Annotated in this window: 24 protein-coding genes; 11 read left to right on the top strand and 13 right to left on the bottom strand. The window is 59.5% G+C overall.

What is annotated here, in order from left to right; translation table 11 throughout:
• The first annotated feature begins 72 nt into the window (after positions 1-72).
• From ACJ8M3_RS01620 to lptG, 5 genes are read left to right on the top strand one after another with little or no spacing between them, the layout of a single operon-like run.
• A complete protein-coding gene (locus tag ACJ8M3_RS01620; RefSeq protein ID WP_004935553.1) occupies positions 73-1,410 on the top strand; it encodes a lipopolysaccharide biosynthesis protein in 1,338 nt (445 codons plus the stop codon).
• Positions 1,407-2,276 (top strand): hypothetical protein, encoded by an 870-nt coding sequence (locus ACJ8M3_RS01615; protein ID WP_089197233.1) that lies wholly within the window; start codon positions 1,407-1,409, stop codon positions 2,274-2,276. The genes ACJ8M3_RS01620 and ACJ8M3_RS01615 overlap by 4 nt, the downstream gene beginning before the upstream one ends.
• Before the next feature lie 20 nt (positions 2,277-2,296).
• Complete coding sequence (locus ACJ8M3_RS01610; protein ID WP_047575559.1) at positions 2,297-2,863, top strand: YtfJ family protein; 567 nt, start codon at positions 2,297-2,299, stop codon at positions 2,861-2,863.
• Between the two features lie 28 nt (positions 2,864-2,891).
• Positions 2,892-3,962, top strand: coding sequence for an LPS export ABC transporter permease LptF (gene lptF / locus ACJ8M3_RS01605; protein WP_046687455.1), 1,071 nt, complete (start codon positions 2,892-2,894; stop codon positions 3,960-3,962).
• Positions 3,959-5,038: an LPS export ABC transporter permease LptG gene (lptG, locus tag ACJ8M3_RS01600; RefSeq protein WP_089197234.1), complete on the top strand. Its 1,080-nt coding sequence runs from the start codon at positions 3,959-3,961 to the stop codon at positions 5,036-5,038. Before lptF ends, lptG begins: the two co-directional genes overlap by 4 nt.
• 62 nt (positions 5,039-5,100) lie before the next feature.
• Here the strand turns inward: lptG and ACJ8M3_RS01595 are convergent, their stop codons facing one another.
• Positions 5,101-5,322, bottom strand: a complete 222-nt coding sequence (locus tag ACJ8M3_RS01595) for a DUF6434 domain-containing protein (protein ID WP_071991654.1) — start codon at positions 5,320-5,322, stop codon at positions 5,101-5,103.
• A 154-nt stretch (positions 5,323-5,476) separates the two neighbouring features.
• Positions 5,477-6,784 carry a serine hydrolase domain-containing protein gene (locus ACJ8M3_RS01590; RefSeq protein WP_089197235.1) on the bottom strand — a complete coding sequence of 436 codons (1,308 nt, stop codon included), beginning with the start codon at positions 6,782-6,784 and terminating at the stop codon, positions 5,477-5,479.
• A 107-nt stretch (positions 6,785-6,891) separates the two neighbouring features.
• Here ACJ8M3_RS01590 and ACJ8M3_RS01585 point away from each other — a divergent pair, with 107 nt between their 5' ends.
• Positions 6,892-7,785, top strand: a complete 894-nt coding sequence (locus tag ACJ8M3_RS01585) for a LysR family transcriptional regulator (RefSeq protein ID WP_089197236.1) — start codon at positions 6,892-6,894, stop codon at positions 7,783-7,785.
• Positions 7,786-8,046: 261 nt separating this feature from the next.
• Here the strand turns inward: ACJ8M3_RS01585 and ACJ8M3_RS01580 are convergent, their stop codons facing one another.
• Positions 8,047-8,817, bottom strand: coding sequence for a DeoR/GlpR family DNA-binding transcription regulator (locus ACJ8M3_RS01580; protein ID WP_089197237.1), 771 nt, complete (start codon positions 8,815-8,817; stop codon positions 8,047-8,049).
• A gap of 262 nt (positions 8,818-9,079) precedes the next feature.
• Here ACJ8M3_RS01580 and ACJ8M3_RS01575 point away from each other — a divergent pair, with 262 nt between their 5' ends.
• From ACJ8M3_RS01575 to ACJ8M3_RS01560, 4 genes are all read left to right on the top strand, one after another.
• Positions 9,080-10,216, top strand: a complete 1,137-nt coding sequence (locus tag ACJ8M3_RS01575) for an MFS transporter (protein ID WP_032934445.1) — start codon at positions 9,080-9,082, stop codon at positions 10,214-10,216.
• 1 nt (position 10,217) lies between these two features.
• The gene (locus ACJ8M3_RS01570; RefSeq protein ID WP_347882987.1) at positions 10,218-11,333 is read left to right on the top strand and encodes a gluconeogenesis factor YvcK family protein; all 1,116 of its coding nucleotides are present in this window, start codon (positions 10,218-10,220) and stop codon (positions 11,331-11,333) included.
• A gap of 72 nt (positions 11,334-11,405) precedes the next feature.
• Positions 11,406-11,921, top strand: coding sequence for a phosphoribosyltransferase (locus ACJ8M3_RS01565; RefSeq protein ID WP_003832724.1), 516 nt, complete (start codon positions 11,406-11,408; stop codon positions 11,919-11,921).
• Positions 11,922-12,373: 452 nt separating this feature from the next.
• Positions 12,374-13,378, top strand: coding sequence for a LacI family DNA-binding transcriptional regulator (locus tag ACJ8M3_RS01560; RefSeq protein ID WP_004935582.1), 1,005 nt, complete (start codon positions 12,374-12,376; stop codon positions 13,376-13,378).
• Between the two features lie 6 nt (positions 13,379-13,384).
• Here ACJ8M3_RS01560 and araD read toward each other — a convergent pair whose 3' ends face one another.
• From araD to ACJ8M3_RS01510, 10 genes are all read right to left on the bottom strand, one after another.
• On the bottom strand, positions 13,385-14,077 hold the full coding sequence (gene araD / locus ACJ8M3_RS01555) for an L-ribulose-5-phosphate 4-epimerase (protein WP_089197239.1): 693 nt from the start codon (positions 14,075-14,077) through the stop codon (positions 13,385-13,387).
• Complete coding sequence (locus ACJ8M3_RS01550) at positions 14,071-14,940, bottom strand: L-ribulose-5-phosphate 3-epimerase (RefSeq protein WP_089197240.1); 870 nt, start codon at positions 14,938-14,940, stop codon at positions 14,071-14,073. The genes araD and ACJ8M3_RS01550 overlap by 7 nt, the downstream gene beginning before the upstream one ends.
• Positions 14,927-16,414 (bottom strand): FGGY-family carbohydrate kinase, encoded by a 1,488-nt coding sequence (locus ACJ8M3_RS01545; protein ID WP_089197241.1) that lies wholly within the window; start codon positions 16,412-16,414, stop codon positions 14,927-14,929. Before ACJ8M3_RS01545 ends, ACJ8M3_RS01550 begins: the two co-directional genes overlap by 14 nt.
• An 8-nt stretch (positions 16,415-16,422) precedes the next feature.
• The gene (locus tag ACJ8M3_RS01540; protein WP_033643777.1) at positions 16,423-17,412 is read right to left on the bottom strand and encodes an ABC transporter permease; all 990 of its coding nucleotides are present in this window, start codon (positions 17,410-17,412) and stop codon (positions 16,423-16,425) included.
• Positions 17,409-18,899 (bottom strand): sugar ABC transporter ATP-binding protein, encoded by a 1,491-nt coding sequence (locus ACJ8M3_RS01535; RefSeq protein ID WP_060660883.1) that lies wholly within the window; start codon positions 18,897-18,899, stop codon positions 17,409-17,411. The genes ACJ8M3_RS01540 and ACJ8M3_RS01535 overlap by 4 nt, the downstream gene beginning before the upstream one ends.
• A gap of 54 nt (positions 18,900-18,953) precedes the next feature.
• A complete protein-coding gene (locus ACJ8M3_RS01530) occupies positions 18,954-19,871 on the bottom strand; it encodes an ABC transporter substrate-binding protein (protein WP_016927010.1) in 918 nt (305 codons plus the stop codon).
• A gap of 137 nt (positions 19,872-20,008) precedes the next feature.
• Positions 20,009-21,076 (bottom strand): zinc-binding dehydrogenase, encoded by a 1,068-nt coding sequence (locus tag ACJ8M3_RS01525; RefSeq protein ID WP_089197242.1) that lies wholly within the window; start codon positions 21,074-21,076, stop codon positions 20,009-20,011.
• A gap of 354 nt (positions 21,077-21,430) precedes the next feature.
• Positions 21,431-21,748, bottom strand: a complete 318-nt coding sequence (gene tmaR, locus ACJ8M3_RS01520; RefSeq protein ID WP_004935612.1) for a PTS system regulator TmaR — start codon at positions 21,746-21,748, stop codon at positions 21,431-21,433.
• Between the two features lie 160 nt (positions 21,749-21,908).
• Positions 21,909-22,976: an FUSC family protein gene (locus ACJ8M3_RS01515; protein ID WP_033643781.1), complete on the bottom strand. Its 1,068-nt coding sequence runs from the start codon at positions 22,974-22,976 to the stop codon at positions 21,909-21,911.
• A 94-nt stretch (positions 22,977-23,070) separates the two neighbouring features.
• Complete coding sequence (locus ACJ8M3_RS01510) at positions 23,071-23,838, bottom strand: N-acetylmuramoyl-L-alanine amidase (RefSeq protein ID WP_033651900.1); 768 nt, start codon at positions 23,836-23,838, stop codon at positions 23,071-23,073.
• Between the two features lie 176 nt (positions 23,839-24,014).
• On the opposite strand from ACJ8M3_RS01510, the gene ACJ8M3_RS01505 reads away from it, so the two are divergent.
• On the top strand, positions 24,015-24,761 hold the full coding sequence (locus tag ACJ8M3_RS01505) for a S24 family peptidase (protein WP_033643785.1): 747 nt from the start codon (positions 24,015-24,017) through the stop codon (positions 24,759-24,761).
• Positions 24,762-24,766 lie beyond the last annotated feature (5 nt).

Here is a 24,766-nt window from a genome sequence, read left to right as displayed (position 1 = left end):
AAAGAGACAGGGCAAGCGCATGAGTGCGGAACACAAGATGCACAAAAATAACGATGATGGCTGGTTTAAGTTATGAAACGATGGTTTTCCGATGGCGCGTTTCGTTCCATTTTACGTAATGCCGCCTATTTAGGCTCCGGCAGCGTCGCCAGCGCACTGCTTGGCCTGCTGGCGCTCTCCTGCGCCGGTAAAGGCATGTCGCCTGAAATGTTCGGCGTGCTGGTGGTGATCCAGGCCTATACCAAAGCGGTCAGCGATTTCATCAAATTCCAGACCTGGCAGTTTGTGGTGCAATTCGGCACCCCGGCGCTGGAGCATCAAAATACCGGGCGCTTCCGCGACGTCGTCGCGTTCTCCTTCGGCCTGGATATCGCCAGCGGCGTCATCGCCGTGCTGGGCGGCATGATCATGCTGCCGTTCTTGTCACACGCCCTGGGGCTGGATAGCGAAAGCTTCTGGCTCGCCATGCTGTACTGCACCCTGATCCCGTCGATGACCTCGTCCACGCCCACCGGCGTGCTGCGCGCCTTCAACCGCTTCGATCTCATCGCCATTCAGCAGGCGATCAAGCCGTTCCTGCAGGCGGTGGGCAGCGTCATCTCCTATTATTTCGATCTGGGGTTCCCCGGTTTCATCGTCACCTGGTACGCCTCTAACCTGATCGGCGGCACGCTGTTTTGGTGGTTCACCGCGCGCGAGCTGCGCCGCCGCGATATCCACGGCGCGCTGAGGCCGCGCCTGTTCAACGTCGCGCGCCGCATCGAGGGCGCCTGGAACTTCGTCTGGACCACCAACATCGCCCACACCATCTGGGCCGCGCGCAACTCCTGCACCACCGTGCTGGTGGGCGTGGTGCTCGGGCCGGCCGCCGCCGGGCTGTTCAAGATCGCCATGACCTTCTTCGATGCGACGGGCACCCCGGCCAAGCTGCTGGAGAAAAGCTTCTATCCCGAGATCATGCGTTTGGATCCGCGCACCAAGACCCCGTGGCTGCTGGGCCTGCGCTCTTCGTTGCTGGCCGGCGGCATCGGTCTGGCCGTCGCGGTGTTGATGTTGCTGGTGGGCAAGCCGCTTATTTCCGCGGTCTTCGGGCAGCAATACCTGGAAGCCTATGACCTGATTCAAATCATGCTGGGCGCGATCATCGTCTCGATGATGGGCTTCCCGCAGGAATCCTTGCTGTTTATGGCGGGCAAGCAGCGCGCTTTCCTGATCGCGCAGGCGACGGCCTCGGCGGCCTACATTGCGCTGCTGGTGTCGATGGCGTATGCCTTCGGCGTGCAGGGCGCCGCCTTCGCTTATTTACTGGGGCAATGTTTAGACGTGCTGTTATCCCTGATACCGACGATCGGCGCCTACCGCAATCGCTTTATGTTGGGGCTGAATGTGCCCAAAGAGAGTAATCAATGACCGCTAACACGAATTGGAAGAAGTTCTCCGCCGAAACCACCCAGGCGCTGTTTGTCGCGGTGGAAGAGGATGACCTGGTCGAGGCGAATATCAGCCTGCCGCAGCAGATCGATCTGGAATGCTCCCCCGAGAGCATCCGGGACAACTACGCGCTGTGCCTGCAGTTTTGGGAAGACGGCTTTTCCCGCCGCGAGCTGCTGCAACTGGTGAACGGTTTCCTGCAAGACCCGCAGTTGGCGGCGGCAACGCGCATGCGCTACAAATATATCCGCGCCCGCTATAAGCACCTGCGCTTCGCCCAGCAGCTGTACGGCGCGCCCCACCGCGCCAACCGCCTGTTCCACACCACCACCGTGGTGCTCGGCCATTTTCAGGACGCGTTTCGCAACGGCAACCAGAAGAACCTGACGCTTTACGGCAACCTGCTGCGGCTGCTGCTCAGCAAGCCGGTATGGTCTTACGTGCGCTATGCGCTGCGCCACACCCGCCTGGAAAGCGCACAGGGCTTTATCGCCTACCGCCAGGAGCAGATGCGCCAGCTGCAGACGCTGATCGCCGGCCCGGCGCTGACCGGGCATCAATTCCACGACGTGCGCAAAATCGTCAGTCGCCAGGTGTCGTTTTACGACACGCTGAGATCGATCGATCCGGACAACCGCGAGGCCCGGCAGATTTCGCGCTTCCTGGCGGCGATTAACGGCCTGATGGGCGACCGGCACGATGTGATGGTGGCGGACAAGCTGGCCGGCGGCGATATCTATGACCGGCCGGCGATCCTGGATATCGACATCCGCCAGCGCCTGGAGCTGCTGCTGGCGCGTTTTCCGCTATCGTTTTCCCCGTCGGCCGCCGCGGCCGGCAGATAAGCGCGTTGCCCGTAGCCATGATGACGTTACCTCGCTTGCTGGCCCTTGCGCTACTGCTGTCGCCGCTGGCGGCGCCGGCGCATAACTTCGTGCATGGCCGGCCGGTGGCGCCGATCGCCATCGCCGATCGCGGCGAGCTGCTGCTGCGCAACGGCGATTTCAGCTACCGGCCATGGAACAGCGCAAAACTGGCGGGCAAGGTGCGGGTGATCCAGTACATCGCCGGGCGCACCTCCGCCAAAAAGAAGAACTCGCTGCTGATCAACGCCGTCAAGGACGCGAACCTGCCAGGCGACCGCTTCCAGCCCACCACCATCGTCAACACCGACGATGCGATACCGGGCTCCGGCTTCTTCGTGCGCGGCAAGATCGAGAAAAACAAGCGGCATTACCCCTGGGCGCAGTTCATCGTCGACAGCGACGGGCTGGGGCGCATGGCCTGGCGGCTGCCGGAGGAGAGCTCAACCATCGTAGTGCTGGACAAGGCCGGGCGCGTGCAGTGGGCGAAGGACGGCGCACTCACCCCGCAGGAAGTTGACCAGGTGATCGCCCTGCTGCGCGCGCTGATCGCGCGGGAGGCGCCATGAAGCGCACGCCGCCGGGAGCCGATAACGCATGCCTTTGATTGAACGCTATATCACGGTTGAGATCCGCCGCCTGGTGATGATGATCGCCGGGTTTCTGATCTTCATGTTCGCCAGCTACTCCGCCCAGCGCTACCTGACCGACGCCGCCAACGGCACGCTGGCGCTGCGGGTGGTGGCCGACGTGGTTTTCTATAAGTCGCTGATTGCGCTGGAGATGATATTGCCCGTCGCGCTGTATGTCTCGGTGGCGGTGGCGCTAAGCCAGATGTACAGCGATGCGGAGATCACCGCCATGCTGGCCGCCGGCGCCAGCCCGCTGCGGCTGTACAAGGCGGTGCTGCTGCTCGCGGTGCCGCTGGCGATAGCGGTCACGCTGCTGTCGCTGTATGGCAGGCCCTGGGCGTACGCCAATATTTATCAGCTGCAGCAACAGTCGCAGTCGGTGCTGGACGTGAGCCACCTGCAGGCCGACAAATTCAACGTCAGCGGCAACGGCCGCATGATCCTCGCCAATCACGTCGATAAAACGGCCAACCACCTGACGGACGCCCTGATTTATGTGCGCGGCGGCCATCACACCAACCTGTACCGCGCGCAGTCGGTGGAAGTGCTCGACGCCTCTCCCGCCAGCCCCGCCGTGCGGCTGAAAACCGGCACCGCCTATGTGCTGGATCGCCAGGGTGCCGACGACAACGGCCAGAATTACGACAACTTTGACATCGCGCTCAAACCGTTCGTGCCCAGCGCCGAGAGCCGGCACAAGTCGGCCTCGCCGGCGGAACTGGCGCGCTCCGCCGATCCGGGCGACGCCGCCGAACTGCAATGGCGCGAGAGCCGTGGGCTGACCACCGTGCTGATGGTGCTGCTGGCGATCCCCTTTAGCCGCATCAAGCCGCGGCAGGGGCGCTACGCCGCGCTGCTGCCCCTGACGGTGCTGTTTACCGTGATTTTCTATGGCGGCAACATTTGCCGCACGCTGGTGGCCAACGGCTCTCTGCCGACGATCCCCGGCGTTTGGCTGGTGCCGCTGGCGATGGCTGTCGGCATCGCCCTGCTGCTGGCGCGCGACCTATCTCTGCTGCGGAAACCCTCCCGATGACTATTTTTAGCCGCTACCTGATCCGCAACGTGTTCATCGGCTTCGCCGCCGCGGCCGGGCTGCTCATCCCGCTGTTCACCACCTTTACGCTGATCAACGAGCTGGAGGACGTCACCCCAGGCGGCTACCGCTGGCAGCAGGCGCTGCTGGTGACCGTGATGACGCTGCCGCGCAGCCTGGTCGATCTGGGGCCGTTTATAGCGCTGCTCGGCGGCATCGTCGGGCTGGGGCAGCTGTCTAAAAGCCTGGAACTGACGGCGATCCGCTCCGCCGGGATGTCGATATTCCGCATCGCGCTGGTGATGCTCGCCGCCGGGCTGTTGATGAACCTCTCGCTCGGCGCCCTCGATGAGTGGGCAGCCTCGCCGCTGCAGCAACGCGCGCTGCAGATGAAGAACAACGCGCTGGCGCAGTCGAACAGTAGCGACGTCACCGTTAACCCGCTGTGGGCGCGGCGCGGCAACGAGTTTGTGACGGTAAAAACCGTCGATGAGAACGACCAGCCCCACGGCATTGAGATCTTCCGTTATCAGGCCAACCGCGCGCTGGAATCTTACCTTTACGCCGACAGCGCCAGCACCGCCGCCGACGGCAGCTGGCTGCTGCACAACGTGATGCAGAAACGCTGGCAAGGCGGAAAGGAGACGATTGAGCGGCAAAGCAGCCTGCCGTGGCGCTCGCTGTTCGCCGTGCCGAGCCTGAAAGAGCTGACCCTGCCGGCCGGCAGCTTCTCGCTCCAACAGCTGGATCGCTATATCGATTACCTGCAGGGCTCGGGGCAGCCCAGCACCGAATACCGCCTGGCGCTGTGGAAAAAACTCGGCCAGCCCCTGCTGGTGCTGGCGATGATTTTGCTGGCCATCCCGTTTACCTTCACCGCCCCGCGTGCGCCCGGCATGGGCAGCCGGTTAGCGATCGGCGTGATCGTCGGGCTGCTGACCTACATCGCTTACCAGATCGTCCTCAACCTGGGGTTGCTGTTCGCCCTCAACGCGCCCTTCACCGCCCTTGCCCCGCCGCTTTTACTCCTGGCATTGTCGCTGGCGCTGGTTTATCGGTTTGATCGGCGGGGTTAGGGGTGAGAACAGTGGAATAATGGGAAGGGTTGCAGGTGATTTACTCGTCCGCAGGTTGCACCCTATCCGCTAAGGTTGAGGGAGTGCCTACGCTGCCATTCATCGACGACATCACCTAACGTCTTTGGCATGTCATTGCGTATCCATGCCATAAATTCACGATCGAAGCGAAAATCCTCTCCGCACGCCTCAACCATGAAACGACGAACGTTTTGCGTATTTTTGTAGCTTTTATCCACGATCGTGGCGCGTGTTAGCAATGCGCTATGCCAATCGATTTTCAATTTAGCCACTCCCCAACCTAGACTGACATGCCGCACTTTTGTCACGCTTGTTGCGGCGCAAAGTGGATGTGGTGAAAAGCATAGCCCAGATCGCCGTTTCCGCGCTGTTATATGCATGGGCGGAATGGCAACCGCCCCTGCTCGCTCCGTGGGATTAACGCAGTTCCTTCGCTATCGCGCTAAACATCAGCGACGCCTCCAGCGGTTGGGCACTGAAAGAAGGTTCCGCCTGCGGCCAGGTAGACCACTGGACGATCACCAGATTCTCCGCCCGATTGACCATAATCATCTGGCCGAAGATCCCCAGCGCCCACAGGGAATGTTTCAGGGATGCCTGCGGAGCGGGTTCTACGTTGGCCGCATTCGCCGGCACTTCGTTGTTCCACCATTGGTAGCCGTAGATGCCGTTGGGATGCGCCGCCGATACCGAGCCCGCCGCCCGCGTCCAGTGGGACGACTGGGCTACCCAATCAGCCGGCAAGATCTGTTTGCCGTTCGGCAGCGTCCCGTTATGCAGAATGAACTCACCGAAGCGCCCCCAATCTTCCAGCGTGGCGTTGAAGCCGTGCGCCCCTACGTCATGCTGGCCTTTGGCGTAGGCATGCCACACGCCGTCGCTGGCCATGCCGTACGGCTGCCAGATGCTTTGCTGCAGATAGGCCGCCAGCGGCATGCCGGTGGCGCGCTCCAGCACGTCGCCCAGCAGCCACGCGCCGCCGGAGGAGTAAGACCAGTTCTGCCCAGCCGGATGCGCACGCTGCAAGCCGGCCACCAGCTTGCGCACGCAGGCATAAGTACCGGGTTTGGCTTCACACTCGGTCAGCTGCGCGAAGTCCGATTTCGGGTTGGTGTAATCCTCATTCCACGCCACGCCGGAGGTGTGGGTGATCAGCTGCCTGAGGGTCACGCCATCCCACGCGGTGCCTTTCAGATCGGGTTCGTATTGCGTGATGAGATCGTCGAGCGAGCGGATTTTGCCCTGTTTAATCGCCACGCCCACCAGCGTGGCGACCACGGATTTGCCCACCGAGCGCGACGTCCACAGCGTGGCGTCGGTATTGCCCTCCCCAAGATATTTCCAGGCGATTTTGCCGTCTTTCAATACCAGCATGCCGCTGACGTTCTGGCGCTGCAGATAGTCCTGCAGGCTGTAGGTTTTGCCATTCACCCGATAACTGGCGTCCGTTAGCTGTTTAGCGGCAACCCGCAGCGGCGTGGCATTGCCGTGGTGAAATACATCCCCCGCATAGTTGCGGTAGTCGTTACGAAAACCGATCACCCGGTCGCTCTGGCTCCAGATGAGCATCTTGTGCGTGTCCGGCAATTGCGTATCGAAAGGCGCGGGACAGGCGCTGAGCTCGGTGCCCGCACAGGCGGCCAGCGCGGCGGGCGCCAACAGGCCGCTGCAGAGACTGATGACAACGCCAGCCAGCAGGCTGCGGTTAAACACTTTGCTTTTCATATTTTTTCTCGCTTAGCTCAGGAAGGCGTTCAGCTTAAAAAAACGCGGCCTATAATAAAAAACGCCTGATGGGGGAAAATCCCCCGCAAAATCGACGAGAGAACCGCGTGCCGAGCCTGATTTATTCCTTTGCCCAACTGGAAGCCTTCACCGCCGTGGCCGAGCACGGCAGCCTGGCGAAAGCCGCGCTCAAGCTCGGCAAAGACCGCACGACGCTGCGCGATTTGATTGATTTTCTCGAGGATGGCTTGGGCTATGCGCTGTTCCTGCGCGAGGGGCGCAGCCTGCACCTGACGCCGGAGGGCGAACAGCTGCAACGTCAGGCGCACCTGCTGATGCGGCAGGTGAAAGCGTTTGAGGCGTTTGCCAAAGACGTGCCGAAGAGCGCGGCGCAGGAAATCTCGCTGGTTTACGATCCCTTTACGCCCCGCGCGTTGCTGCAGGCGCTGATTGCCGCCATGGCCCAACGCAACACGCGCCTGAGCCTGATTAACGCCTCGCGCGACGAGGCAGAAAGCCTGCTGGCAAACGGCCAGGCCGATCTGGGGATCTGCCAGGCGCGCCATCGCAGCGTGGGCGATACCATGGAGTGGCGCGCCTTAGGGGCGATTGAGATGGATTTTTACGCCGCCAAAACGCTTTTCCCCGGCGCGGAACAGCCGCTTTCGCTGCTGGAGCTCTCGCTCGCGCCGCAGGTGATCATGCACCCGGATTCTGACGAACCCGTGGCGCGCCGCCTGCAAATTTCCGGGCATACCATTTTCACCAACGAGCTGGAGATGCTGCGCGCCCTGCTCGAACAGGGCTGCGGCTGGGGATTCCTGCCGACGCATATGCATGCCGAACAGTGGAAAAACGTCAACACGCTGCGCACCGAAGTGGGCAGCCAGGGGATCAGCCAAACCATGGTGACCATCTGGAAGCCGGGCAATGACCGGCGGGCGCTGATTGATGAGACGTTGGGGCTGTTGCCGGGGTTATGGCGCGGGGTTGGGGGGTGAAAAGTCGCGGCTAGATTAGCGGTGTTGTTACCGGGAGTCGATCGTGGGGATCATCACCTGCGTTGTTTATACGATCATTCTTGAGCGGGGATTTCTGTTTTCGCCCCCTCACCACCTTCGCCCCACCGCTGCTAGCGCTGGTTTATTGCTTTGAGGAGCGGCTTTGAGCGAACAGCAGACGTTTGCACTTTACTCCCCACAACGGCGTTAGCATAAACAGTCAAACATGGGGATTATGCGGACTGGCAGTACAGTCTTACCCTAAATTTCATAAATCTGAAGATCAGCTTCCTGGAATACTTCAGCATATTTTTTGCTCACCCCCCCCTCAATGACGAGCACATCTATCTGGCTGCTATCCGCAACGACATAGCGAGCGGCCGCAGGGATCTTGTCGGATGTTAATCCCACAATCACTTCGCTGCACTGTCTGATAACCGCTTTCTTGAACTCACAATCAGCATAATCGAAACCAGTCAGACCTGATTCTAACGACATTGCACAACCTCCGATGAAACCCTGATCGAAGATAATTGCTTTAATTTGTTCAAGGGCAGGACTGCCAACACACCCTCCAGATGAGCGTTGAACCGCTCCGCCCAGCATGATGACTTCGCATAACGGTTTTCTTAATAGGATGGCAGCTATTTCTGGCGAGTTTGTCACCACAGTTAAAGCCACTGACTCCGGAAGAGCTATGGCCATAGCAAGATTCGTCGTGCCTGAATCGATAAAGATACAGCTATTTGCTTTGATAAGTTGCGCGCATTTTTGCGCGATCATGCTCTTTTTATCTGTTTTTGTAGTTGTACGGTCAGCATAATTCTCTACTTCAGGCAGTGTGGCCACAGCCCCACCGTATACCTTTTTGCAAACGCCATCCTTACTAAGCTCATGTAAATCACGGCGAATTGTGTGTTCTGACACACCTAGTTGAGCAGAAAGCTCGACACAAACAACTCGTCCTTTTTCTTGTAAGAGCTCACGAATTAGGGCTTGTCGTTGATCCGGGAAAACTGCATAATCGAGCACATTAACTCCTCAATTCATTTAAACGAGCAAGAGGGTGCATGATCGTGCATTCATATTATCTGTGTCAACTCCGTTGATTTACATTACTCCCCGGCGCATAGGGAATTCATAAATCAACATAAATTTCAGCTGGTTAAAGCATGTTGCGACCGTGCCACTTTATCTCATTATCAGAGCAACATTTGTGTATCCATGAGTCAGACTGGTGCAGTGCGAAAATGCGAAAGACCGCTCTCGTAACGAACGCAAAGCGAGCACAAGAATGAACGAAAAAGTTGCAACACGATGCATATTCTTCATCGCAGGGTTGGCAACGTCAGCCTGGGCTGTGATGGTCCCTTTTGCAAAAATTAATACTGGAGCTAACGAGGCAGTTTTGGGTGTTTTACTCCTGTGCCTGGGAGGGGGGGCTATTATTTCTATGCCCCTTGCAGGGCCTCTCACAGCTCGCTTCGGCTGTCGTAAAATTATCGGCTGTGCAGTACTGATTATTCTGTTATCCATGCCGTTTTTAACATTAGCCAATGACCCCGTTTCACTTGGCCTTCTTCTACTCACGTTCGGCACTGGGATTGGCCTTGCCAACTGCGCCATGAATATTCAGGCAATACTGGTAGAGAAAAACGAAAGCATCCCACTTATGTCCGGTTTCCATGGGATGTATAGCGTAGGAGGTATTGCAGGAGCTGGCGTAATGACCGGCCTGCTCACTGTTGGTCTGAACATTCACACAGCATCATTGTCAGTCTGTCTCATTATCTTCTTGTTGTTAATAGCCAGTTACAGACAACTTCTTACCTATGCCAGCCCAGCAGAAGGCCCATCATTTTCCTTTCCTAAAGGAGATGTCCTGCTCTTAGGTGTCATCTGCTTTATCGTTTTTCTGGCTGAAGGAACCGTACTTGACTGGAGTGCTGTTTATCTGTCGGAAGTAAGGCAAGTTGCGGATTCTCAGGCAGGTCTCGGTTTCACTTGCTTTGCTGTCGCTATGACGGTGGGAAGACTTAGCGGTGATGCGGTCATTAGTCGCCTTGGCGCTTTGCCTGTCGTCATTTACGGTGCAATTCTGGCCTTTTTCGGTTTTTGCCTCATTATCCTGGTTAGCTCAATTCCCGCACTCCTTGCCGGCTATTTCTTTATAGGCGCAGGCTGCGCAAACATTGTACCTGTTATGTTCAGCCAGATTGGCAAACAGCAGAGCATGCCGCAGGCAGTTGCAGTTCCAGCTGTGACCACGATGGGGTATATCGGCGTACTTGCAGGACCAGCCATGATTGGTTTTATTGCCCACCGAAGTTCTTTGCCTGCTGCCTTTATCTTTGTAGCGGCACTCATGATTCTCGTATTAATGCTAAGTCTGGCATTAAGTAAAACACTAAAATTGCACCAGGAGATTTAAAGTGAAGCGTATTGTTTTGTTTTCTGGTGGCAGTGCATGCCGTTCTCTGAATATTGCGCTTTGCCACCATCCAGTTTCTTTGACTCGTATTGTTCCTGCGTGGGATAGCGGTGGAAGCTCACGATCAATTAGAGAAAATATCGATGTATTATCTGTAGGTGATATCCGCCAGGCACTAATGACCATGGCCTATGGTGAAAACTGTTCGGGTGATATCGTTCGCATCTGCAATACCCGTTTATCATCCGTGGGGGAAACTCAGGAAGCATTGAGAGAATTTCAGGCTTATGCGGAGGACAGACATCCTTTGCTTGAGCGCCTCGATACTGGATTGAGAGGCGCAATTGTTAATTATCTCCAGATTTTTTCTACCACGGTGGGTGTCGCATTTGACTACCGTAATGGCAGTATCGGGAATTTCATCTTAACCGGCGCCTATTTGGCACATAATCGGGATATGAATACCGCGATTTTTGTTTTCAGAAAACTCTGCGGCATTACAGGAGAAGTCTGGCCTTCTTCACTCAATAATGATCTTGTGCTTTCCGCTAATCTTAATGATGGGCAGCATGTTTCACCTCAGGACAGAATTACCCATCTTTCCAGGCAACAGGCGGAGATTGGCATCAATTCTGTCACATTGCAAACGTCCAACGGAAGCAATGCTCAGGTAAATACTGCCGTGCTGGAAGCCATAAAGAACGCGGATCTTGTCGCTTTCGGTCCTGGCAGTTTTTATACCAGTATCATGCCACATCTTCAGGTTAAGGGCGTAATCGCAGCCATAGCAAAAGCAGGATGCCCCGTAGCACTGATCGCTAATATTTTAGAATGCCGTGAGAGTCATGGACTGGGTTTGCAGGATGTTGCTAATCGTTTTATCCAGCAATGGCACGATGCAGACGCATCCATTGCCTTGCCTGAGTTGATGGTTCTGGGAAATCAGAGATTTCTTTCAATTGAAAAATATGTGGGTGAATTTGCCTATCTCTCGGATGAAATCAATGAATCAACCCGCTACACCTGTGTGCTGGATGAGTTTGAAGATGTCTGGGTGCGTGGTAAACACGATGGTGAAATACTTGCAAACAGGCTATTGTCTCTGGTTGAAAATTAATCGGAAAGAAGTCTTTTTGATTGATAAGTTGAATGCTTAGTTCGTTATTACAACATACGTGGAGTTCGAACGATGAATCATCATATTGGTGAAGTTATTCTTGATGAAGAAAGTATTGCTGTCGGTGTCAGTCGTGTGGCTGAGCAGTTGAACAATGACTACACCGATGCTGTTGTTATAACTGTTGTTCCAGGCGGTATTCTCTATACAGCAGACTTAACAAGAAAGCTGAAGTTTGATGTAAGCATGGATTACATATCCTGCCCTCACACACCTGGGGAACGAAATAACAACTCCACTATTGTTTACCATCAAAATATTGAGATTGAAAATCGTCATGTCATTCTTATTGATGATGCAATAGAATCAGGTGGTACAATGAAGCGCCTTATTAAATATATCTTAGATAATTTCAATCCAGCATCCCTGTCTGTTGCCGTCCTCTTCGTCAAACCTGGAAGAGTGAATATTCCTGTAAAACAGTATTTTGCCTATGAAATGGAGAGTGATGATCTACTCATTGGCTATGGTATGCCATGGGATAATAAATATCGCAATCGGCCCAATATTACTAAATTAATGAAATAACCAGTCGTGCACTTATGTTAAGTGGGGCTCGGTTACGGATAAATTGCCTTTAATGGTTAATTTTCTGGATCACTTTTCTGTGTGCTCGCAGATTCATTTCCCGCCAGCCCCACCATTTTTGATAGAACTAAATTAGGTAATAATAACAAAAAACAGTCAGTTACGAAAAGTCACAAGGCTGACAGTAGACCGAAACAATGTCCGCTGTTGGCACAAAACTGCCATTGATACCTAATTTCAACAATGAAACACACCTTACCAACCTTTCCTCAAAAAAATACAGCCACACGAAATGATTTAATTGGCAACTAATAAATAATGAAACTATTAACTCCGTTTTCATTTCGTTATTTTCCCTTCCCCATCCAGCCTCCCCCCAACTCCCCCCTAGCACCGCCCCCGCCCTTTCCCTACAATAAGGGATCTGTTGAGGCATAACGCAAGGAAAGACGGTGTCGAAAGCCAATCCCAATGCCACTATCGTGGATATCGCCCGCCGCGCCAGGGTGACCAATATCACCGTTTCCCGCGCCTTCAATAAGCCCGAGCTGGTCAAGCCGGAAACCCGCGAGCGCATTCACGCCATCGCCAAAGAGCTGAACTATGTGCCCAACGCGTTCGCGCAGGGGCTGAAAAGCAGCAGCAGCCAGATTATCGGCATCGTCACCAGCAGCATGTACAACCCGTTCTATTCCGGCCTTATCAAGACCGTGTCGCGCATTGCGCGCCAGCAGGGTTACCAGATCATGCTGTTCGACACCGACGGCAGCGAAGAGGCGGAAATGCGCGCCATTCAGGCGCTGTTCGGCTACAAGGCGCGCGGTATCCTGCTGTCGGCGGTGCGCGACGACAAGCGCTACCGCCCCGCCTATCTCGAGCTGGCCGAGGTGTACGGCGTGCCGCTGATCCTTATCGACCGCGATCTCTACGATCAGCAGCTGAGCGGCGTGTTCCTCGATAACCGCGAGATCGGCGTGCTGGCCGGGCGCTATCTGGCGGAGCAGCCGGAGCAGAAGCTTTTGATTATCGGCGGCCCGGCGGATTCGGAAATTACGCTAACGCGCACCGCCGGCATCGTCGCGGCCTTGCAGGGCAGCGGCCGTGAGATTCATATCATCAACGGCGACTACGATTTCACCTCGCAGGAAAGCGAAGTGCGCGCCTATCTGGCGCAGCCGGAGAACCGTCCGGATTACATCATCGGCCTGAACGGCATCATCACGCTGGGCGCCATCGCCATCTGCCACGAGATGGGGCTTTATCAGCAGGTGAAGTTCTTCTCGATAGACGAGCCGCCGCGCGCCGGCGCTTACGGCCTGCACATTCCGGGGGTGTATCACGATACGCAGAAACTGGGGGAGATCGCCGCGGAGCTGCTGTTCAGCGCCATTAACAGCCCACGCGGCGAGCTGCCGGTGCGCAGAGAATTCTTCACCGGCTCGCTGTTGAATCGCTGACGGGCGCTATTGCCCGTAGTAGGCGTGTTTGCCGTGCTTGCGCAGGAAATGTTTATCCAATAGCTCCGGCTGCATCGGGGCGATGGCCGGCGCCAGCTGGCGCGTCGCCATCGCCATGATCGCCACCTCTTCCAGCACCACCGCGTTGTGCACCGCATCCGCCGCGTCCTTGCCCCAGGCGAACGGGCCGTGGGAATAAACCAGCACCCCCGGCACCTGCTGCGGATCGCGCCCCGCCTGATTGAAGGTCTCGATAATCACCTTGCCGGTTTCCCCCTCGTAATCCCCGGCGATCTCCGCCTCGCTCATCGGCCGGGTGCAGGGAATGTCGCCGTAAAAGTAGTCGGCGTGGGTGGTGCCCAGCGCCGGGATCGGCTGCCCGGCCTGCGCCCAGATGGTGGCGTTGCGGCTGTGAGTGTGCACCACGCCGCCGATATCGGCGAAGGCGCGGTACAGCGCCAGGTGGGTGGCGGTGTCGGATGAGGGTTTGCGGTGCCCTTCGCGCACCTTGCCCTCCAGATCCACCACCACCAAATCCTCCAGCGTCATCGCCTCGTAGGCGATGCCCGAAGGTTTGATCACCACCAGCCCGCTCTGGCGGTCGATCGCCGAGACGTTGCCCCAGGTAAAGGTCACCAGCCCGTATGCCGGCAGGCTGAGGTTGGCAGCGAGCACCTCCCGCTTGAGTTCGTTCAGCATGCGATGCCTCCCTCAATCATCTGTTGTGCGATCCAGGCCTTGGCCTGGGCGATGCGTTGCTTATCCTGCCCGTCTTCGCGCGCCCACATCTCCAGCAGATAGGGGCCGCGATAGCCGAGCGCGTTGAGCACGGAAAAGGCGTGGGCGAAATCCACGCAGCCCTCGCCGAACGGCACGTCGCGGAACTGCCCGGCGCTGCCCGGCCCCACCGCCACGGTGTCTTTGAGGTGCACGGCGGTGATGCTGCCTATGCCCAGCGCCAGCTCGGCGGCGACGTCGTTGCCCCAGGCGCTGAGGTTGCCGAGATCGGGATACACCGTGAACCACGGGCTGTTGACGTGGCGCGCGATGTCGCGCCATTTGCTGATGCTGTTGATAAACGGCGTGTCCATCACCTCCACCGACAGCATCACCTGCGCCCTGGCGGCCTGCGCCGCCGCCCACTGCATGCCCTCGATAAAGCGTTCGCGGCTGTGGCGATCGGCGGGTTCGTAATAGACGTCATAGCCCGCCAGCTGGATGTTGCGGATGCCGAGATCCGTCGCCAGCTCCAGCGCCTTGCTCATCAGCACCCGCGCCCGTTCGCGGGTGGCGGCATCGGTGCTGCCGAACGGATCGCGCCGGTGCGCCGACAGGCACAGGCTCGGCACCGTCACCCCGCTGTCGAGCCGCGCCTGGATAAACGCCAGCCGCTGGCGGCGATCCCAGTCCAGCCGTTGCTGGCGCGCCGGCTGTTCGTCGATCGACATCTCCACAAATTCAAAGCCCAGCTCGGCGGCGGTGGCCAGCCGCTGCGGCCAGCTCAGATCGGCGGGCAGCGCCTTTTCATACAGCCCCAGACAGGCGGCGTTAGTCGTTTGCATCAGTCACCTCACTCAAAGCCTGAGCGACCGCCAGATAGCGCGCCTGCTGGGCGCGCAGGCGCCGGTGGGCGGCGGTCGCGGGATAATAACAGCGCAGTTTGGGCGGCGCGGCGGCGATCGCTTCGGCGAACCCAGCGTACTCCCCGGCGCCGACGGCGGCGCACAGGGCGGCGGCGCGGCAGCCGCTTTGGCGCGTTTCCACCACCTCGAGCGGCAGGTTGCCGGCGTCGGCGTACATCTGCATCCAGACCTCGGACTGCGTCGGCCCGCCGGTCATGCGCACCCGCTCGATGCGCGGGTTCAGCTGCACCATGCGTTCCTGATGGATCAGGTGCGAGAACACGATGCCCTGGTAGATCGCCTGCACCACGTCCGCCATCTCGTGGTGGGCGCTCAGGCCGATCAGCCCGCCCGGCGTGTTGCCGCCGAGGTTGGAGCCGTACAGATAAGGCAGGAACAGCAGCCCGCTCGGCTGCTCGCGGCGCTCGGCCACCCAGGCGTTGAACTGGGCGTAGCGCTGCCGATCGTCGGCGCAGAACTGGCGCAGGAACCAGGCCAGGTTGCCGGCCGAGGTCGGGCTGCCTTCGTGCGCGAAATAGCAGCCGTCGATGCAGTAGCGCCCCCAGGCGTAGGGGTAATCGGCGGGAATAATGCGCTCGGTCACGCAGGTGGCGATCGACCAGGTGCCCGCCACCGCGCTGAGCGTGCGATCGTCGGCCACGCCGGAGCTGAGCGCCGCACCCACCACGTCGAACAGGCCGCCGTACACCGCGGTGCCCGTTCGCAGGCCGCACTGCGCCGCCGCCGCCGCCGTCACCCGCCCGGCCAGCTGCGCTGAGCCGATCGTTGGCGCGGTCTTCTCCTGCGCCTCTTCGATGCCGAAGGCCGCCATCAGCGCCGGATCGTAAGCGCCGCTGTGCTGGTTAAACAGGTTGCTGCCGGAGATGTTGGTCACTTCGGCCGCCGCCTCGCCGGTGAGGCGAAAGCGCAAGTAGTCGTGCGCCATCAGGATGCGATCGACGGCGGCGTACTGCGCCGGTTGCCGCTGCTTCAGCCAGCGCAGCAGCAGCGCCGGGTGGCTGGGCCACAGCGGCTGCAGGCTGCGTGGGTAAGTCTGCGCGTCCACCCCGGCGCGGCGCAGCTCAGCCGCCCTGGCCGCCGCGCGGTTGTCCGAAGAGAGGATGCCGTTGCCGACCGGTTTGCCGTGGCGGTCGATGGCGTACAGCCCTTTGCCGTGCGCCGAAAAGCTGACGCCGCGCACCTGGCCGGCCGCCAGCCCCGCCGCGTGCAGCGTCTGGCGGATCGCCGCGCAAACGTCATCCCACAACGCGTCCATATTGCGTTCGCTGAAGCCCGGCTGGGCGGCAATCGCCGCGCCGTCGCGCTCGGCGATCGCCAGCTCTTCGCCGCTTGCCCGGTACAGCCCGGCCTTGATCACCGTGCCACCGACGTCTATGCCAAGAAAGACTGACATCGCGCCTCCTATTTGCGCCGCACGGAGCTGAGGTAGATGGCGGCCAGGATGATGCCGCCCTTCACCACGTTCTGGATATACGGCGATACGTTCATCAGATTGAGGCCGTTGTTGAGCACCCCGAGCATCATCGCCCCCACCAGCGTGCCGACGATGGCGCCGCGCCCGCCGGAAATCGCCGCCCCGCCCAGCACTACGGCGGCGATAGCGTCCAGCTCGAAGCCTTCGCCGGCGTTGGGCTGCCCGCTCATCAGGCGCGAGGTCAGCACCAGCCCGGCCAGCGCGGCGGTCAGGCCGCTGATCACGTACACCAGCATCTTGTAGCGCGGCACGCGGATGCCGCTCAGGCGCGCCGCCTCTTCGTTACCGCCCATCGCGTAGACGTAGCGGCCGAACGGCAGCTGGTTGAGCATCAGCCAGGCCAGCAGGTACACGCCGATCATGATCAGGATCGGCACCTGGATGCCCAGCACCGTGCCGCGGCCAAAGAACGAGAAGACGTCGGGCAGGCCGGAGATCGGGTAGCCGCCGGTATAGAGCAGCGCCAGGCCGCGGGCGATGCCCATCGACGCCAGGGTGACGATGATCGGCGGCATGCGCAGGTAGGCGATGCAGGCGCCGTTGGCCAGGCCGAACAGCGCGCCGAGCGCCAGCGCCGCCACCATCGCCAGCGGGATCGGCACCGCCGCCAGCATCAGCCCGGCGGCGACCGAACCGGCCAGCGCCATTACCGGCCCCACCGAGAGATCGATGCCGCCGGTCAGGATGGCGCAGGTCATGCCCACCGCGATGATGGCGTTGATAGATACCTGGCGCGCCACGTTGGTCAGGTTGTTGACACTGAGGAAGCTGTCGTTCAGCAGGCTCATCAGCACGAACAGGACAACGAAGCCGATAAACGGCAAGACCGCCGGGTGATGCAGCAGTTTTTCCCAGCGCTTGCCGAGGCTGGGGCCGGCGGCGCGGCGCGCCACGGCGGGTTGTTCAATTCCGATCATAAGGCACTCCCGGTCGCGTGAAGCATGATGTGGTTGGATTCGATGTCGTCGCCGATCAGCTCGGCGACGATGTGGCCGCCGCGAAACACCAGCACGCGGTCGCACACGCCGATGATCTCCGGCAGTTCGGAGGAAATCATGATGATGGAGATGCCCTGCTGGGTCAGTTGCTGCATCAGCTGGTAGATCTCGGCCTTGGCGCCCACGTCGATGCCGCGCGTCGGCTCGTCGAAGATCAGGATGTTGCAGTCGTTGTTGAGCCAGCGGGCGATCACCACCTTCTGCTGGTTGCCGCCGCTCAGGGTGCTGACGGCGGTCTCGGCGTCCGGGGTTTTCACGCCCACGGCGCGGATCAGCCGCTGCACCACGTCGCGATCCTTGCGGGCGCTGACGAAGATCTTGCCGCGCCGGTGGTGCCGGTTGAGGGTGATGTTCTGCGCCACCGAAAACGGCAGCACCAGGCCCTCGGTTTTGCGGCTCTCCGGCAGCAGGCCGATGCCCTGCGCCAGCGCCTGCGCCGGGGAGCGCAGCGCCGCCGGTTGGCCGCCGAGGCGGACGCGTTTGCGGTGGCAGCGGCTGGCGCCGATCAGCGCCGAAACGGTCTCGGTACGCCCCGAGCCCACCAGCCCGGCGAAGCCGAGGATCTCGCCCTTGTGCAGGTGGAAGCGGTCGGTCGCGCCGTGCTTCTCGCGCTGGATCTCCGCCTCCAGCAGCACCGTCGCGGTATCGACCGGGTGCTGTTTCACCGGGAAGGCGTTCTCGATTTTGCGCCCGACCATCAGCCGCACCAGCTCTTCCACGTTGGTGTCGCCGGTAGCCAGCGTTTCGATGTAGGCGCCGTCGCGCAGCACGGTAATGCGATCGCAGATGGTGAAGATCTCGTCCAGGTGGTGCGAGATAAACACCATGCCGACGCCCAGCAGCCGCAGATCGTTCATCACGCTGAACAGGTGCTCGGCCTCGCCCGGCGTCAGCGTGGCGGTCGGTTCATCCAGCACCAGCACCCGCGCCTCCAGCGACAGCGCCTTGGCGATCTCAACGAACTGCTGCTGCGCCACGCTCAGCTGCTCCACCGGGCAATCGAGATCGATAGCCACCGTCAGCCGCTTGAAGATCGCCTCGGCCTTGCGCCGCATCGCCCGCCGATCCAGCAGACCCCAGCGGTTCCTGATCTCCCGGTTGAGGAAGATGTTGTCGATGGCGCTCATGTACGGAATCAACGAGAATTCCTGAAAAATAATGCCGACGCCGGCCTCGATCGCCTGGCGATAGTTGTTAAAGCGGCGCTGCTCGCCGTCGATAAAAATATCGCCCTCGTCCGGCTGATAGATGCCGCACATGATTTTCACCAGCGTCGATTTGCCGGCGCCGTTTTCGCCCAGCAGGGCGTGCACCTCGCCGCGTTGAATGGCCAGATCGATGCCGTCCAGCGCCTTCACGCCGGGAAAGCTCTTTTTTATTCGCTTCAGTTCCAGTAAAGGTGTCACCGCATTGCCCTCCGCGCCGAACACCCCGCCGCAGCGGGGCGAACCCGGCCGCTGTTACCAGCTAAAGCCGGCCGCATTGCTGCGGTCGATCAGCTTCACTTTGACCGGCACGGTTTTCGGCACCGTGGCGCCCCAGTAGCGGGCCAGCGCAATGCCGAGCGCGATGCGCAGCTGGTCGCGCGGGAACTGCGCCGAAGTGGCGATGAACGGCGAGTTCGGCTTGAGGATCTCTTTGATGGCTTCCGGCTGGCCGTCGACGCTCACCAGCTTGACCTTGGCGCCGTTGCTTTCGATCGCCGCCAGGGCGCCGAGCGCGCCGACGTCGTTGACGCTGAAGATGCCCGCCAGATCCGGCGCCGACTGCAGCATGTTTTCGGTCACCGTCAGCGCGGTGTCGCGCTCCTGCTTGCCGTTTTGCTTGGTGACGATCTTGATGTCGGGGTATTTTTTCATCGCCGCTTCAAAGCCGCGCACGCGCTCCAGGATCGGCACCACCGGGATGCCGTCGAGGATCGCCACCTTGCCTTTGCCGCCCAGCGCTTTCGCCAGGTACTCGCCCGCCTGGAAGCCGGCGTCGTAGTTTTCCGATCCGACGAACGAGTCCAGCGGCCCTTCCGCCTGCGCGTCGATCGCCACCACCACCGCGCCGGCCTTATGGGCGGAGATCACCGCCGACTGCACCCCCACCGAATCGGTCGGGTTGATCAGCAGGATATCCACCTTCTTCTGCAGCATGTCCTCCACATCGCCGATCTGTTTGGCAACGTCATGGCGCGCATCGGCCACGTACACCTTGGCGCCGATATCCGCCGCCGCCTGATCCAGCGCCTGCTTCATGGTGACGAAGTAGTCGTTGTTCATTTCCTGGAACGACATACCGATCGTGATTTGCTTGGCCAGCGCCACCTGGCTGGCCGCCAACATTCCACCGGCGACGATAAAAGGCAGGGTCTTTTTGAATAATGAAAACATAGCCAATTCTCCTGTAGGGAAGCTTCTTGTTGTGGTTATCAGAGCAACAGCATGTCTTTACGTTTGGCCGACCGGCCGGTCCTTCCGTTGCGGAACGGGCCGGCGGTCGTGACTGCAACAGCGGTACGGCGGGAGGGTCAGGGAACCAGGATCACCTTGATGGAGTCGGTCGAGTCTGCCAGGACGAAGGCTTCGTCCCAGTCGTTCAATGAATAGCTGTGGGTGACCACGCCGTTGGAAGTCACCAGCCCGCGTTCGAACAGATCGATGGCGATTTCGTAGCTGTAGGGCGCCAGGTGCGCGCCACGAATGTCCAGCTCTTTGCGATCGCCGATGATGGACCAGTCGACGGTGGTTTCCTTGCCGAACACGCTGAACTCCACGAAGCGGCCCAGCTTGCGGATCATCTGCAGCCCCTGGGTGACGCCGATCGGCGCGCCGGTGGCCTCAATGTAGACGTCGCAGCCATAGCCGCCGGTCAGCGATTTGACGATCTGGTCGGCATCTTCCTTCAGCGGGTTGATCACCACGTCGGCGCCGAATTCCTTCGCCAGCGCCAGCCGCTCGTCGATGGCGTCGATCACGATCAGTTTCTTTGGCGTCTTCAGGCGCGCCACCTGCACCATGCACAGCCCGAGCGGCCCGGCGCCGGCCAGCACCACCACGTCGTCCAGCTGGATGTCGCCGCGCGCCACGGTGTGGATGGCGCAGGCCATCGGTTCGATCAGTACCGCGTCTTCATGGCTCAGGCTTTCCGGGATCTTGTGCACGATGGCGTTCTCGGAAAAGCGCATGTACTCCGCCATGCCGCCCTCCGCCACGTCTTTCTGGAAGCCGTAAATGTTATGCGTCTCACACATCCAGTAGCTGCCGGATTTGCAGTAGCGGCACTCCCAGCACGGCACGATCTGCTCGGCGATCACCCGCTCGCCGAGCCGGTATTTGCCTTCCGCGCCCTCGCCCAGCGCGGCGATGCGGCCGTAGAACTCGTGGCCCGGCACCACCGGCGGTTTAACCCACGGGTTCTCCCCCCAAAACATCTGCGCGCCGTTCTTGCATTTGCAGTCGCCGGCGCAAATGCCGCAGCCTTCCACCTTGATCACCAGCTCGCGAGCCTTCGGCAGCGGCGTAGGCACCTGTTCGAAACGATAATCTTGCGGGCCATGGCAAACGACCGCGCGCATTTTTTCCGGCAACTGGCTCATCTCTTCCTCCAATACATTCGTTAAACGCTTGAATTTTATTAATGTTGACGTTGTCATTTTTATTCAACAAAAAATGAGCAACGACACAACATGTTAAATTTCAATGAATTAATCATCACACATCCCGAAAACTCAAAATGACAACGTGAACATTGATCGACATATAACCAAAGCTGCAAAAAGAATTGTTTGAGCAAAATCACAGTTCGTTAACATTGCGGCTAAAAATGCTACAAATGCGGATCGCGATCCCATTTACAGGATCGATGAGGATCGGGAGATGATCGAAACGGCGGGAAGAAAATGATTGGCAGGAATGCGGGCCAGGCATCGCGCCCGGCCCGATAACGCGGGTTACTTCACTTCGCCCATCGCTTTCAGCTTTTTGGACAGCTCGCGGCGCTCTTTGGACAGATCGGCATTTTTGATGATGTAGTCATCAACGCGATCTTCGTAGTCGCTGCGCATGTTGGCGATGATGCCCTGAATGTCTTCAATGCTCATGCCGGGCTTGATGTACTCACTCAGGTTGTCGAGCAGCAGCACGCGCTTCTGGTTATCACGAATTTTCTTTTCGTTGTCGACGATCTCGCGTTGCAGTTTGTTTTTGCGGCGGAACATACGCACAAACTCCAGCACGTCCTGGAAACTCGGCTTATTTGCATTATCCATCTTTATACCCTTGCTTTAGTAATACACAGATTCATTTGCTTACGGCCACATGGCACCAAGATACAGGTTTGTGGCGGTCCGGCACAACAGTGATTGGCTTATCTTACCCACTTTGCCCCGGCGGCCAAAACCCAAAGCGCCGCCTTCATGATCTGACCCCTTATTCGCGCCCGGCGGCGGTGCAAACCTGGAGCAAATCCCCCAGCTCTTCCAGCTGCTGCGCCAGCTCCATGCTGAGCCAAACGTAGCCGTAAATCGGCGCTTCGCCGTGTTGGCCGACGCTGACTTCCTGCATCAGCGTTTTCAGCTCGCCGGCGATTTCCGCCAGCTGCCCCGCCGCCGCCTGGCGCTGCGCCTGCGGCCCTTCGCGCATCAGCACCGCCAGCGACTCCAGCGAGCTCAGCGTCAGCAGCTGGGTGCTGCGCAGCGTGCGGGCGTTCAACATGATGAAGTGCGTTTCGCGCGAGGCCCAGTAAGCATCGGCCATCAGCTCCAGCGTGCACACCAGATTGCGGCTGAGGGTTTGCACCGCTTCGAACACCGCTTTGGGGATGCGAGTTTCCTTGCTGGCGGGCACGATCAGGCTGCGCAGCTTCACCACCTGATTCAACAGATCCTTGAGCTGCGGCTCCAGCCGCGGCCGCTCGATAACGTTCGGCGAAAAATACGCGCCGTAGAGGCGGGCGGCGGTTTGCAGGCAGTCCGCCATTTGCATGCGCCACAGAATGTAGGCGCGCTGCGGGTAGATGCTGGTGAACAGCAGCGCCAACAGCGAGCCGAAGATCACGTCGCCGCTGCGCCACAGCGCGGTGTGCATGTCGCCGGCGCCCGCGCCGCACACTACCGCCAGCGTGATCCCCACCAGCAGCGCCATATACGGCCGTTTGCCGAGCGTCAGGTAACCGCAGACGAACATCACCACGCCGCACCAAACCAGCATCAGCGGCAGCGAATAGAGCTCCAGATACAGGGCGATCAGGCCGGAGGCGGCGCCGAACACCGTGCCGGCAATGCGTTGCAGCGCCCGCTGCAGCACGTTGCCCCAAAACGAGATCGGCCCCATCACCACCACCAGGGTGATCAGCGGCCAGGTGCCTTCGGGCACCGCCAGCAGGCGGATCAGCAGAAAGGTCAGGATAAACGCCAACCCGATGCGCACGCCGTGTACGATGCGGTAGTGGCGATAGGTCAGCAGTTCGAGGGAAGAGATTTTTCGATCGAGGCGCACAGTGCCTCCGATAAAGACCAGCCAGGCCGCTATTTTAGCGGAGGAAGCCCGGCGAGGAAAAGGCGAATGAGGCGTCCCCCATTCACCTTCAGGCTCAGGCGACGTACTTGTCGACCAACGCGCGCAGAACGGCGGCGGTTTCAACATCCATCACGCCGTCATACTTCTGCTGACGGAAGTGCAGCTGGAACGCGCGCACCAGCTGGCGATAGCCTTCTGCGGTGTTCGCCGCCGAGGTGTCGTAGCCGTATTGGGCGAACAGTTTCAGCAGATCGGCCTGCGCCGGCAGGCCCTGGCTGCAGTATTCCTGCTGGCGCTGCTGCTTGGTCGCTTCGTCATACCAGGCGCCGACGCCGGCCTGATACAGCTGCTGCCACGGGAACTGCGGGCCCGGATCGCTCTTGCGGCCCGGCGCGATGTCCGAGTGCGCCACCACGTTCACCGGCGAGATGTCCGGATAACGCTGCAGGATATTTTGCGCCAGCTGGGTGACGGCCTCGATCTGCTGCGGATTGAACGGCGGGAAGGTGATGTTTCCACCGTCGCCGCTCGCCAGGTTGACGATCTCGATGCCGATCGAGGTGTCGTTGATATTGCTGCGGGTGCCCCATTGGCTGCTGCCGGCATGCCAGGCGCGCTCATTCTCGTCCACCAGGTTGAAGATGCGCACGCCGCTGAAGCCGGCCGCCTGATAGGTCGCCTCGGTCGGATCCGGCACCAGATAGTGCGCACTGACCGATTTTCCGGTCAACGACTTCACCGAGTCGGCGAAGTTTTGCGCCGTGTAGTGCAGCACCAGAAAGCGCACGCGGTGGCCGAAGCTGGCGACCGATCGGTAGCTATTGTAATCAATCTTGTACATCGTAAAGTCCCTCTCTCGTTTGATTTCACTGAGCGGCCCCTCATCATGACAGACCGCCCCGCACGGGTGAACCCTTGGCTCACCCTTTTTGTTTTAGCTAATTGCTAAATCATGCGCAAGTCTTTTTTAGCAAAATCGTTATTTACCTTTTTGCTAAAGAGTGCGATCATTGCACGATGGAAACTAAAGAAATCAGGCGCAACAATCTGCGCGAATTGATGGCCCGCTACGCCCGGCAAGGCGTCAACCAGAATGAATTCGCCACGCTGGTTGAGTCTTCCGCGCCGACGCTGAGCCAAATCATCGGGGAGAAATCCTCCCGCAATCTTGGCGACAATCTGGCCAGGCGGATCGAGGCCAAGCTGAATTTGCCCAAGGGCTGGTTCGACGTGTTTCATGAAAAGCAGCTGGTGCGCCCGTTTGACAACGTGGCGGCGGAGTCGGACTTCCAACCCGCCCGCTTGAAACCGGTGGTATGGGAAGATACCGAACAAGACAAGGAAGAGTTTGTGGAGATCCCGCTGCTGGATATCGATTTTTCCGCCGGCGACGGCTGCTACGAAATCGTCGATCGCGAGGAGTTTTCGCTGATCTTTCGCCGTTACTATCTGCACAAGATGGGGGTGGCGGTCAACGCCGCGCGCATTATCCGCATCTCCGGCTCCAGCATGGAACCGCGCCTGCAGGACGGCGACGTGGTCGGCATCAACACCGACGACACGCGCATCCGCGAGGGCAAGACCTACGCCATCCGCCACGGCAATTTGCTGCGGGTGAAGGTGCTTATCGAGCAGCCGGACGGCGGCGTCATCATCCGCTCCCTCAACCGGGAAGAGTACCAGGACGAGCATCTCAGCTATCAGCAGCGCAAAGAGCAACTGGTGGTGCTCGGCCGCGTCTTCTGGTCATCTTCGTCCTGGTAACGGAC

It is taken from the genome of Serratia sp. CY55921, assembly GCF_052167655.1.
Taxonomy (GTDB): Bacteria; Pseudomonadota; Gammaproteobacteria; order Enterobacterales; family Enterobacteriaceae; genus Serratia; species Serratia ureilytica.
This window is presented reverse-complemented; position numbering and strand designations above follow the sequence as displayed.